The sequence below is a fragment of the Dyadobacter psychrophilus genome, assembly GCF_900167945.1.
Classification (GTDB): Bacteria; Bacteroidota; Bacteroidia; order Cytophagales; family Spirosomataceae; genus Dyadobacter; species Dyadobacter psychrophilus.
In genome coordinates, this window is sequence record NZ_FUZA01000011.1 from 1 (window position 1) to 13,022 (window position 13,022).

At 37.9% G+C, this 13,022-nt stretch carries 11 protein-coding genes; 1 reads left to right on the plus strand and 10 read right to left on the minus strand.

The annotated features are described in order from the left end of the window. Nucleotides 1–1,503: T9SS type A sorting domain-containing protein (locus B5X68_RS26160; RefSeq protein ID WP_141110422.1), on the plus strand; the 1,503-nt coding region annotated here is incomplete at its 5' end. A 438-nt stretch (nt 1,504–1,941) separates the two neighbouring features. Here B5X68_RS26160 and B5X68_RS26165 read toward each other — a convergent pair. The 10 genes from B5X68_RS26165 to gmd form a co-directional block, all read right to left on the minus strand. Continuing rightward, entirely contained in the window at nt 1,942–3,096 is a 1,155-nt protein-coding gene (locus B5X68_RS26165; RefSeq protein ID WP_082217729.1) for a glycosyltransferase family 4 protein, read from the minus strand. Between the two features lie 184 nt (nt 3,097–3,280). Continuing rightward, nucleotides 3,281–4,105: a WecB/TagA/CpsF family glycosyltransferase gene (locus B5X68_RS26170; protein ID WP_082217730.1), complete on the minus strand. Its 825-nt coding sequence runs from the start codon at nt 4,103–4,105 to the stop codon at nt 3,281–3,283. A gap of 82 nt (nt 4,106–4,187) precedes the next feature. Beyond that, complete coding sequence (locus B5X68_RS26175; protein ID WP_082217731.1) at nt 4,188–6,014, minus strand: right-handed parallel beta-helix repeat-containing protein; 1,827 nt, start codon at nt 6,012–6,014, stop codon at nt 4,188–4,190. 459 nt (nt 6,015–6,473) lie between these two features. Continuing rightward, nucleotides 6,474–7,484 (minus strand): EpsG family protein, encoded by a 1,011-nt coding sequence (locus tag B5X68_RS29515; RefSeq protein WP_082217732.1) that lies wholly within the window; start codon nt 7,482–7,484, stop codon nt 6,474–6,476. Nucleotides 7,485–7,518: 34 nt separating this feature from the next. Then, nucleotides 7,519–8,016 carry a serine acetyltransferase gene (locus B5X68_RS26185; protein ID WP_082217733.1) on the minus strand — a complete coding sequence of 166 codons (498 nt, stop codon included), beginning with the start codon at nt 8,014–8,016 and terminating at the stop codon, nt 7,519–7,521. Between the two features lie 54 nt (nt 8,017–8,070). Then, entirely contained in the window at nt 8,071–9,021 is a 951-nt protein-coding gene (locus tag B5X68_RS26190; protein ID WP_082217734.1) for a glycosyltransferase, read from the minus strand. 21 nt (nt 9,022–9,042) lie between these two features. Beyond that, a complete protein-coding gene (locus B5X68_RS26195; RefSeq protein WP_082217735.1) occupies nt 9,043–9,477 on the minus strand; it encodes a serine O-acetyltransferase in 435 nt (144 codons plus the stop codon). A gap of 15 nt (nt 9,478–9,492) precedes the next feature. Beyond that, nucleotides 9,493–10,752, minus strand: coding sequence for an oligosaccharide flippase family protein (locus tag B5X68_RS26200; RefSeq protein WP_141110423.1), 1,260 nt, complete (start codon nt 10,750–10,752; stop codon nt 9,493–9,495). A 32-nt stretch (nt 10,753–10,784) separates the two neighbouring features. Further along, complete coding sequence (locus B5X68_RS26205; RefSeq protein ID WP_082217737.1) at nt 10,785–11,795, minus strand: NAD-dependent epimerase/dehydratase family protein; 1,011 nt, start codon at nt 11,793–11,795, stop codon at nt 10,785–10,787. A gap of 48 nt (nt 11,796–11,843) precedes the next feature. Continuing rightward, nucleotides 11,844–12,986 (minus strand): GDP-mannose 4,6-dehydratase, encoded by a 1,143-nt coding sequence (gene gmd, locus B5X68_RS26210; RefSeq protein ID WP_082217738.1) that lies wholly within the window; start codon nt 12,984–12,986, stop codon nt 11,844–11,846. Nucleotides 12,987–13,022: the final 36 nt, after the last annotated feature.

Here is a 13,022-nt window from a genome sequence, read left to right on the forward strand (position 1 = left end):
TGCAATACGATCAAAGGTTGGGCATGGGCCAGCAATTATCCAGGCAGTCCTGTGACCGTTGAAGTACTTGAAGGTGCATCGATCCGTGCTACGGTCGTTGCGAACATATTCCGTCAGGACCTTTTGGATGCTGGTACTGGCACGGGCAACTACGGTTTTAGCATTGCCCTTCCCGCTGCACTGAAAACCGGTCAAGCCCGTCAGTTGAGCATCCGCATCCAGGGAACGACATTTACACTAGCAGGCTCGCCCAAGACAATCACTTGTGCAGCACCTCCGGTTTACAATGGCAACTTTGAAACTGCCGATTGTGATAAAATTAGTGGTTGGGTATGGGCCGTTAATTATCCAAATACAGACATAATTGTTGAGGTCATGGAAGGAACGTCAGTAATAGCAACAGGGCGGGCAAATATTTATCGAGGTGACATGAATATTGGTACTCGTAACTACGGATTTAGGATACCATTGCCTGCATCACTGAAAACTGGACTTTCACGTCAACTAACCGTTCGTGTACAAGGAAGTACTTATATTTTGCCAGGTTCATCTAGAACAGTTACCTGCGTATCACCTCCAGAGCCATATGCGGGTGACTTTGAGTTGGCTGATTGCAATACTATTAAGGGCTGGGCCTGGGCTTCCAGCAACCCTAGTTCATCTGTTACCATTGAAGTTTTGGAGGGTAACACAGTTTTTACAACTTCTGTGGCAAACATTTTCCGACAGGACCTTTTGAATGCGGGGACAGGCACTGGCAAATATGGGTTTAGCGTGGCACTTCCTGAGGAATTTAAATCTGGTCAAGCCCGTCAACTCAGCATCCGGATCCAGGGGACAATATTTACACTTTCTGGCTCGCCTAAAACAGTTACATGTGCTAAACCAGCAATCTACGGCAATTTCGAAACAGCAGATTGCAGTAAGATCAGCGGTTGGGTGTGGGCGTCAAATTATTCTAATTCTTCTTTAACAGTAGAAGTTTTAGAGGGAAGTTCAATTGTGGCAACTGCACAAGCAAATCTTTATAGAGGGGATATGAGTATCGGAACCAGAAATTACGGTTTTCGAATTCCACTACCGGAATCATTAAAGAATGGACAGCCAAGGCAATTGAGCGTTCGAGTCAAAGGGACTACCTATGTACTACCAGGTTCCTCTAAGACAGTGATATGCTCCTCTTCTGCAAGATACGCGGCTTCCGATTTTGGAGTGTTTAAGTCTTCGGTAACCGCAAATGGACAAATTGACTTTGAGCTAGTTCTCGCCCCAAACCCAACGAAAGGGCTGGTTACGGTAAATTACAACCTATTGCCGGGGCAAAATGCAGAACTAATTGTATTTGATTTAAAAGGTAGGACAGTCTATACTGGAATAGTAACTGGTATTGGAGAAAAGAAATCACAGCTGGTAGACCTCAGCTCGAATGCTGAAGGCGACTATATTTTCCAACTACGAGCATCCAACAATGTTCAAGTGAAGCGTGTCGTCTTGATAAAATAAGAGCTTTCGAGGCAGCAATTTAAGAATTTGTCAAAGTATGTATCTCAAGTAAGGCGTAAGCGAAAAAACTTATTCTGAAAATGCCAAACAGCCTCTAAGTGAGAAAAAGGCTTTGAATGACACTGAAGCGGGCGCTACCAACTTGGATTTTGTAAGCGATACTTTTAAATCTGGCAGAATTTTCAAACATAAATAAATATGGATGACGCTAGCAGAGAAGCACTTGCGGCGGATGCGGACTAAAAATTAAACAGTAACTATCAGCACAGGTCAATGAAGGTCAAGCTTCAAATCAACAAGCGTCCAATGATAAAAGAAAATGCCGTCAGAAAGAAAAATTAACTGTTACAATCAATAAACGGTTTAAGTTGCCGGCCTTCTTAAAGTGAAAGCCTGCATTGTAATCGTTAGCCGCGATAAAACTAAAATTTAAAAAGTCTATGTTAGCTCCTCATATATAGAAATTAGCGATTTAATATTTCTGTCTGGAGTGTACTTGCGCTCATAGGTTTCTCTTGCATTTTCTCTCATCTGCCTTTTTATTTCCAGGGGGAAATTTTTCCAATTGTCAATTTTATTTTGCAAATCTGCAACATTACCGGCCTCGAAGTGAAGCCCGTTTACACCATCGGTAATCATATCTGTCATTGCACCAAGCTTAGAGGCAATGACAGGCGTTGAAACGGAAAAAGATTCTATTATTGTCAATGGCATACCTTCATACCAGATTGATGGAAATACTAATGCAGTGGCTTCTTGCATATTCTTTTTAACCAAATCAATAGGAAGCTTACCCTTGAAAACAATATTTGGACTTTTCTCGGCCGATTGTTCAGTGAATTTTAATAGTGGGCCATCTCCTATAATTACCAATTTGTGATCAGAGTTGGCGAAAGCTGAAATTAATTGTGAAATTCCTTTTTCCTCATTAAGGCGACCTACATAGAGAAAGAAATCACCGGAGTTTGCTGCGACTTTCTCATTGTTGCTGGCCGTCGAATTAGCTTTCACAAGAACTTGATCCTCTCTCAGGCCGAAATCAGAATTTAAAAATAATGACCTAACGAATTCACTGTGAACCAGATATTTATTGACATATTTCCAGGTTCCCATTCTTTTGTGTAAAAAAACAGTAAAAGCAAGCCAAAAGGTCATTAGGATTGAATTCTTGTAAACACCCTTAAATACTGCTTTCCAAGGGAATCGTGTATTTAAACTTTCATGAAAAATTGCACCATTATGGAAAAGTGTGGCAGATGGACATAAAAGTCGATAATTTTGGATGGTGAGAACAATTGGAACATTTGCCCATTTTGCAGCCAAAATCACTGCGGGAGATGCAGCAAAACTCCAGTTATGTAAATGAATTATATCAGGCTTGTATTCATTGATTGTATTTTTTATCGACAAAAAGGAGAATAAATTAAATGGAAGCATAATAAATTTCAACATTGCCTTAAACCCTTTTCCATTCGAAAAGAAAATCGTTTTTACGTCTAAACCTGCTTCAAGCAAGTGATGTGTTTCATTCTCAACTATTGTTTCTTCGCCACCCCGAACATTATAGAGTGTGTGGATTACAAGTAGCTTCATAGATTAAAAATATTTTAAGTAAATTTTCAAATCGAAAGTAGCAAACGAAAGATCTACTTTTAATAAATTTGAAAAACATAATTGTATGCAGTTGATATAATAGCATGTGAGACATTACAAACTTGTAGCGGCAAGACTTCAAAGTTTACCAATATCAAATACGTAATTCGTTGAACGGATATAGTTAAGCTTTGTTTATTCCCTGAGCCAAATGAATTTCATAAGAATCGGGAATTTGCTTGAAAAGTTTAATAGAAATGTACTCTTTTAAGAAAAGGTAAACAAAAATAGAGTTAGTTACAAAATACCGCTTCCATAGTCTGCGAGGTTCTTGAAATAGGCGATAGAGCCATTCGAGGCTATATTTTTGCATCCATAACGGCGCTCGAGATTGTGTCCCAGCAAAGACTGGGAAAGCCCCACCAAGTCCAATCATCACAGCATTAACGTTGCCTTTCATCGTGGCCATCCACTTTTCCTGTTTCGGGCACCCCAATGCGACAAGTACAATACCAGCATTGGATGAATTGATCTTTTCTATAATACAGTCTTGCTCGACCTTTGTTAGCGGTCTAAATGGGGGAGAGAAAAGGCCAGCTACCTTTAATTTTGGATACTCTTCTTTACACCGTTCGATAATAGTCTCGAGAACATCATTGGTGGACCCGTAAAAATACACACTTGTCTTTTGACGCTGGGCGCCAATAAGTAGAGATTGCATCAGATCCATTCCAGCAACACGTTCTTGATTAATGTTATATAATCCATTTAACCCAAAAACAAGTGGCATACCATCAGGAGTCACAATATCTGCGTCATTCACAATCTTTGCAAACGTGTTGTCGAAGTATGCCTCAACTAACATGTGTACATTCATCACACATACATAGGCAGAGATGTTTTTCTTGGCTAAATCCAAGATTCTGTCTATAAAACTTTGATAATTCCCAAATGAAATTTTGGAATTTAAGAATGTTATTTTTCGTTGAGTAACTGCTGAATCTTTCATTATATTTGTTTTTAAGCGCTTAAAACCTCAAGTTGACTCTGGATAGTATCCGGTTTCAAGGTAAGCATATTTATACACTATATTAGTTGTTCCACTTTCGAATCGCTTGCTCTAGCACATTGTTATTTGGACTATTCTTCTGAAAATGATTATTTCTCATTTTCAACTGAGTACTGTCTGAGTGATTAAAACGATACTCACCGTTCTGAATATTTACAACTGTGTTCCCACTAACATCAAAGTCGGAGGAGCTTTGGTCAAAGAAGAATCCATTGTTGTCGGAACCTATTGCGTGCTTCGATTTATATATATTCTTAATATAATTATTGGTATATCTAGTACCAGTTTGTTTTCCAAGCGTATATATTCCAGCACCATCCGCCAATACCTTCATTACATTAAATATATAGTTCCCATCTATTAGATTGTCGGTTGTATAATTTTCTGAACGATCGTAAGTCCATCCTACACTTATGCCGCTGTAAGGAAGATCATGAATAATATTGGATTTGAGAAGTGTATGATTTGCTTGCATCACTCCAATGCCGACACCAGAAGGGAAAACTTTGCCACAATCATTTATCACGCAACCCTTTACTTGATTGAATGCAGGAGACTTGCCATCTGGCCAACTCTTGCGTTTACCGCCAGTAATATCAAAACCTATAATAATGCCGCCGCCTCCATTGTCATAAATTTTACAATTTGCCACAATGTTATTAGAGGAAAATTGACCTATCCAAATAGCATAATTTCCCAGATGACTAAAAGAACAGTAATTAAACGAACATCCTGTAGCAGCTTCAAGATAAATTGAGGAGCCACAGTCTAACGCAGCCTGGTTAGAGGAGAAACCTTTATCAAAACGAATCCAAGGAAAATTTGCAGAATTCTTGTTTTTATCAACTTCTGCAATCCTGTGTACTCCCCAACTCGAAGATGAATATTGGAAGTTAATATTCGAAAATTTAAGGTTGCGCACTAATGCCCCCGTGTTTGAATCACCTTTTATTATAACTAATGAATCGACGATAGGCGCAATAAATTTTAATTGATTGGGATCCTCACCTCTTCTAGCAAAATACCATACCTCACTTATGTCAGATTTTAAAAGCCATTCACCAGGAGAGTCCAGGTAGTCTTCGGAATTCTCAATTCTAAAACGAATTTTGGGACCGTAGAAGCCAACTGGATAGGTTGCAGGATTTTCAAAATTAATAATGTGATTTTTCTTGTCAATATTTCGTATTGTATGCCAAGAAGCTTCCCAACTGTTGTACACTATCACTTCTCCGGATAGATCTCTTATTGAGTCTAGAACATTATCTGCATATATAAAGCCACAAAAAACATCTATCGAATCTTTAACAAGCCTGCGGATCGCTGGGAAATCTAAGACTTTGTATGATGAGGCAAATTTTCCAATAGGACCTTTGCTAAACATTGTATCTGATGCTGCACGTGGAAGTCTTTTGCCGTTTACGAACAGAGCTCGGAAGACGCCATACCTCTTATCATATGCGCTAAGTTTAAGTTTCCAGATACTATTTTTATCGCTTTTTACCCATTTGCCCGATAAAACGGTTCCCCCATTCAATATGACCTTTTCATCTTTGTATGCAATATATTCGATGCTATGAAGTGAATCTCCTCCATCTTTCGGTGTGAAAACGATTGGCTTTTTCAAGTAATAAGTTCCGCCTCTAAGAATCACTTGAACGTTCGTTTTCCTGTCGGTCCTATTTCTAATCTTCTGCTGGACTTGATCAAAATTGGAAAATGGATTCATGATAGAACCGTCAGGATTGTTAGAGCCTTTGGAAGCTAGATAATATCGAATCACACTCTGTCCAAACATCTCGGAAATAGATAAAAGTGTAATAAGAAGCATGAACGTTATTTTCTTCATCTAGTTTAGAACAATCTAAGTTGGTTACTCTTATCTTTTAGTTCAAATAACTTTAATTTTACATGATTTTAAGTCTCTGATCCTCAGACGAAGAGTCGCAAATTTTTTTTTATACCACGGTGAGCGCAGTCATGTTATAAGTTTTGTATGGTAGCAAAGACGGCTATCAATTATTATCTGCGTATATCATCTATATTAGTCTTAACGGCCGAAGCGGAGGTAAAAGTGCTTTTTGTCGAAATTCGCTTTTCACCCCGTGCTTTATCAAGTCTAAAATTTTCTAATAAAGGCATTTGCAAGTTGCGTTCATTTCCTCTCGAAAGTTGCTTTGCCAAATCATGCGCATCCTGTATTAACTTGGGGAGTGGACTTTTTACTCATATTGTTACTTTTTTACTCATATTGCTACTTCTTGGTCTTGATATAGATTGGTGCTGATCAAATGACATAACTGCCCGCCTAATGGAAAACACCTGATATGCCATTTAACACGAATCTTACATAAAAAAGTAAACAAAATATCACTAAATATGCAATTCGATAGTATAACTTATAGAAAGTTATTGATGCTAGATAGATATTAGCAAAAATTAATATTATTGAAACCCGTTGAATAATTTGAATGAAGAAGAAAAGATTTTGTAAGATTATTCCAGCAAAAAATATGTTAAAAAAAACAATAACTGTCGGGGTGACTTTGATTTTATTGGAATAAAAGATCAAATAGAATATTGTGGCAAATATGATCTGATCAAGTATAACACCGTTTAACGAAACCTCGCTATTACTTAACTTTTCAACTTCCGAAAAATAATTAGGAAGATTAGCCATGTAAATTCTTAAAAATGTGTCTGCTTGTTTGAACAACCCAAACAGACTATTAACCTGATTTAAAAATAAAAAAGCTGCAGAGGCAAGCCACAGACCTAAATAATATACTGGCGATAAAAACTTTCTTGAGAGAAAGTACAATGGAAGTAAAATTATCGACAATTCGTGAATTGTAAACAGAATGGTGATGAGTACGCAATAAGCCGGGAGGTTTTTTTTGAGAATATAAGTAACTCCAAACTGGTAAAATAGCGCAGTTATGATAAACTGTCTTAAAATATTAAGGCTTAGACAATAAAATACTAACGCATACATTAATATTCCGAACAAAGGATATTTAGTAAATTTTACAATGGAAATGTAAATTAATAGCTGTGTAACTAGGGATATAATAATTAAGAAAAATCTAGGATCATCGCTAAAATATCGAAGAAAAGTTATTAAAGCGTTGTATCCAATATTTCTACTTTGTACACTTGTCCTTGGATTGATATATCCCTGAACATACGTCATAGTATCGGTACCAACGTCAAATGGCCGAAATGCCGAAATTAAATACAATATTAAAAAAACAAAAAAACTCCAAGCTAAAAACTGAATTTGAAGCTTCTGGTTATTAATGGTCACTATTGTTCTCATTACATCTTTTTGTTATCAGTAAGCTATATGAATACTACGGGGCAAATGTACGAATAATGCGAGCCGGGTTACCGACAATCACCGAATTATCAGGTACGTTCTTGACCACAACGCTTCCAGCACCGATTTTTACGTTATTGCCAATTGAGATATCACCGATTATACAGACGTTTGCACCCACATCGACATTGTCGCCTAACACTGGACACCGCGAGTAGGAGCCATCGGCAAGTACTTTTGTGCCGATGGTTGTTGAATGACGTAATATACAATTACTACCAATAATAGTCCCGTCATTGACCACAAGAGCTTGGCCATGAAATAGCGTTAATCCACCTTTAATGACGGTTTTGTATGGCAATTCAACACCTAGAAACCACTCTACCACAATCCTATATATTACAAGCTGGGGAACCAATAGAAAGAATAGAATTTGGTTTTTCGTGGCGATATGCGATAGCCGAAAGCCAATCATAATTAGACGGCCTTTAATGTTTCTTGGATTATTACTCCAATCTTTAAACAATAGCATGATGAAATGTTTGAAATTTTAAAAATTTGCAGTGCATACTTCATTGCTGGTTGTTTACATTACAGGTTTTTTATGAAACCTATAAAAAGACCTTTTTACACTTGACAGATACAGTTCCCCAAGTTGAAATAAATCACCGTTGAGCAAGGGGGAAGTAAGACAGCTGGATAAACGAAGATTCGCATAGTAAGCGAAAAGTAGATAGCGTTTTTCATTAGCAGCTATCTTAAGTGACCTTATTTTCGACGGCAGATTTAAAGAGTCGGCTCTTAGCCCGTAGGATGCAAGAACTGTCAAAAAATAACTATAACCAATGTTATACCCTAACTCTCGTTGTTCCTCTTTTTTGCTAGTGGAAATCTGTTGATCAGATCTTCTGTACTTAAGTAAGGATTCGGGAATATTTGCGAGAGTTCCGTACATGGCTAGTCGGCTAAAAAGGTCATAATCTTGACAATACCTTACCTGTTCATTGTATCGAATTGAATTTAAAACAAGGGTCGCTCTTCTTATAAAAACGGTTGGATGTGCTATGCAATTTCTCATTAGGAGAATTCTTTTGATATCATCGCTTTCTATCGGCTCTCGTATTAGTTCCATTAGGTCCGACTCATTAAAATAGTTCATCCAAGTTCCGCAGACTACACAGTTCGGATTTAAGTTCATGAATTCCACCTGTTTCTCAAACCGATGAGGAAGAGAAATATCATCGGCATCCATCCTTGCAATATATGTACCGGATGCTTTACTTAGCCCTACATTTAAGGATTTTGTCAAGCCGATGTTATTCGAATTCTCTATAATTAATATCCGGAGATCACGTTTCTGATAATCTTCCAGCAATTTCCGATTTGAAATGCTTTGTGGATTATCATTTACGATAATGAACTCAAAATCGCCATATGTCTGATTTAATATGGAATCAATGGATTTACGCAGCCAGTCGGCAGGTTCGTTGTAGATGCTCATCACCACCGAAATTTTAGGTGTTTCACTTTCTGCCATATTTTTAATTCTTAATTTGCGTCAATTAGTTTTTCGTCTTATTATTTTAGCTGGATTCCCTGCAACTACACAGTTCGCCGGGACGTTTTCAAAAACTACGGATCCAGCTCCTATAATAGAATTAGATCCAATTGTGATGTCACCAAATATGACGGAGTTGGCAAAGATCGTGACATTATTTTCAAGGACAGGATATGCCGCTGTCAAGAATTCTTTTGTTTCCTTTGTTCCAATCGTGACGTTTTGATAAATTATACAATTTTTGCCAAGTTTTACTTTTTTTCCTAGTACTATGCCGACAGGATGTGGAAATATTGTGCCCTGCTCGTTTAAATACTTTATTCCAATTGTTAAATGATTACAAAAATATATTTTAAAGGTCTTAAAATATACAAGACTATATATTGTATCACGAATGAATGCAATCAATAATTTAAAAGCTTTAATAGCTATCATCACTGTCTTGTTATGTTATATTAATTTTCTAGAGCGAATTGCTTGATACCGGTATATCGTTTCAAATAGAAAAGAAAATAGATAGATGTAGGCAAACACAAAAAGCTCGTGCTTGTTAAATAAATTGATGTAAATAAATACTAGAATTAAATATACCAAAGCAGAGTATGCCATGCTACCGAGGATTGGTCGATCAAAACCATTTACGAGCAGGCAATTTCTACCAAATAATGCGCCAATTATATATACTGGAAGATTAAATGCTAATAATCTTGTTAGGTCAATTGCGGTATCCATGTCTTCACCGCCTAGTAAATAAACTAACGTTGGTGCTAACACCTGAATTCCGGCTACCATTACAAGTGAGGCGATAAGGGCAATTGCAAGGATTTTCTTTAAAAATCCAGTGTCTCGCAACCTACTCATTCTTGGAAATACGGCTTGGCTGATAAGGTCCAGAAAAGTAATGCCAAGATTAATAATCTTGGTTGCCAGATCGAAATAAACCACTTCTGTTAAGGAAAACAGATGTTTGACAACAATAATACTAAAATTGGTTTTAAATATGTTTGTACCGTAAGATAATGCCATTACGTAAGTTCTTCTTAGATATCCTCGCAGTATATTAAAAGGCTGCCACTGAAATTTCACACCGTGGCGTCTGATAATTAGTAAAGAAACTACACATGAAAGCATTGAGCCGATCCCGTTTATGGCAGGAACTAAGAGATAGTCATCATTTCCATGAATAAGAACAAAGATAAATGTTAAAAAAAATAGCCTACTTACAAGCGTCAGCACAGTTATGTACTTCATTTTCTCTGTCCCTTGAAAGTACCATAATGGGAAAACGAACTCATAAAGACACATCCATAATGTTAGATAAAATAGTGCTTTATACTCGGCAAGCTCGGCAGAAAAGGCCAAAAAGGCTGACATTAGTAAGCATGAACAAAGAAAAAGAACTCCTTTGATAAGATATACACTGCTAGCAATTTCAGTAATCTTTTTGGGATCATCTCGATGTACACTAATATCCTTTGTGGCTGTAATGTTGAAACCAAAATTAACTAAAACGACAAGGTAGCTTACAATGGCTTGCGAGTAAACCACCATACCATATTGCTCGGTACCAAGAACACGGATTAAATATGGATACGTAAGTAAAGGCAGAGCAAGATTGAACAGTTGCAATAAAGATAAATAACCAAAATTAGCTATAAGAAGATAATAAGGTTGAAGTTTGATTCTGAAAGATTCAATTCTAGCTTTCATTAAGCTCATATGCTATTTTGCGGCAAGGTAGGTTAGGACTTAAAGTATTCTTTAAACCAACTTGCGAAGTCCTTCAATCCAGCTTTTAAGCTCACATTAGGTTTATAACTCGTTATTCGTTCTAACTTTTCCTGGTCAGCCCAGGTTTTTGGAACGTCCCCCGGTTGCATAGGCATAAAGTTTTTTAATGCAGGTTTGCCTAATCCGTTTTCAAGTTCTTCAATGAATTCCATCAGATTTACCGGTGAACCATTGCCAATATTCAATACGCGATATGGCGGCTCCTCCGTAATCGTTGTCAGCGCAGTTTTTACAATACCATTTACAATATCTTTGACATATGTAAAGTCTCGCTGCATGTCGCCATTGTTGAAAACTTTGATCGGCTTACTATCAGAAATAGCCTTCGCGAACAGCATCGGCGCCATGTCGGGTCTTCCCCATGGTCCATAGACAGTGAAAAATCGCAGGCAGGTGATCGGGATACTATATAGATGGCTATATGAGTGTGCCATCAGCTCATTGCTTTTTTTAGTAGCCGCATACAAGCTTACAGGAGAGTCAACTTTATCCTCTTCCGAAAATGGAATTTTAGCATTTGCGCCATAAACAGAGGACGATGAAGCATGAACCAAATGCTTAACTGGGAAGTATCTACATGCTTCCAGTATATAATGAAATCCTACTATATTAGATTGAACATACACATCGGGATTTTCAATTGAATATCTTACTCCCGCTTGTGCTGCAAGATTAATAACAATATCAAACTTTTCTGACTGGAAAAGACTAAAAAGTTGTTGCTTATCTTCGAGGTTCATTCGAACAAAGCGGTAGGCTGGATTGACGATGCTTTCGGTAAGTTGGTACCACTTAACTTCATCTTGATCAATGCCCGCTTCTTTTAAACGGGCATATTTCAGTTGTGGTGAGTAATAATCGTTGATGTTATCGAGGCCGACAACTTCAAAACCGTCCTCAAGTAACTTTTCAACTGTGTGAAATCCAATAAATCCTGCACTTCCTGTTACTAAAGCTTTCATATTTTACGTATCTAGGCTCTTCGTGTTGATAGAGCACTTAAAGTCGGGTTACTCAAAGTAATTCAAAACACCGAATCCCTCTTTGAGAAGCAGTTGATCTTTTTGGAACAACTTCAGGTCGGAGGTTGCCATATCATGGATAAGCGTCTCAAGTGTATGCTTCGGCTTCCATCCCAATTTTTCCTGAGACTTGGTAGGGTCGCCTATGAGCAATTCGACTTCAGTAGGACGATAGTATCTTGGATCGATTTTTAAGACAGGCGTGCCGATTTTCAAGTGTTCGCCTTCCGATATACCTAATTCTGCAAGCCTTGCTTGGTCAACGGATAGGATGGTTCCCACTTCATTCTCCTCTATTCCTTCAAAAGCAAGCTCCACACCTAAAAAGGCAAAAGTCATGCGTATAAATTCACGAACTCGTGTTGTTACACCAGTTGCGATAACAAAATCCTCCGAAACTTCTTGCTGCAGAATGAGATACATAGCTTCAACATAGTCTTTGGCATGCCCCCAATCGCGCTGTGCGTCTATATTACCCATGTAAAGGCAATCTTGTAGGCCTAAAACAATCTTAGCGGCCGCACGCGTGATTTTTCTCGTAACAAAAGTTTCTCCACGTAATGGAGACTCATGATTGAATAAAATTCCGTTAGACGCAAACATTCCGTAAGCTTCCCGATAATTCACTGTAATCCAATAAGCATATAGTTTTGCTACTGCGTATGGAGATCTTGGGTAGAACGGAGTCGTTTCTGACTGCGGAACTGCCTGTACCAATCCGTACAGCTCAGATGTTGAAGCTTGATAAATTTTAGTTTTCTTCGTCAAGCCCAGAAGTCTTACCGCTTCCAATATACGAAGCGTCCCTATACCATCTGCATTTGCGGTGTATTCAGGCATCTCGAAACTTACCTGGACATGACTCATTGCAGCTAAATTATAAATTTCATCTGGCTGAACCTCTTGTATTATTCTTGTCAAATTCATTGAATCCGTCAAGTCGCCATAGTGAAGAATGAACTTTGGGTGCGCAACGTGCGGATCTTCATAGAGGTGATCAATGCGATCTGTATTGAACAGAGAGCTTCTGCGTTTGACGCCATGAACCACGTATCCCTTGCTAAGCAAGAGCTCGGTCAAATAGGCACCATCTTGCCCTGTTACACCCGTAATTAATGCTACTTTTGACATACTATGTTGAGATTTTAAATGATGAAATATTGTTCA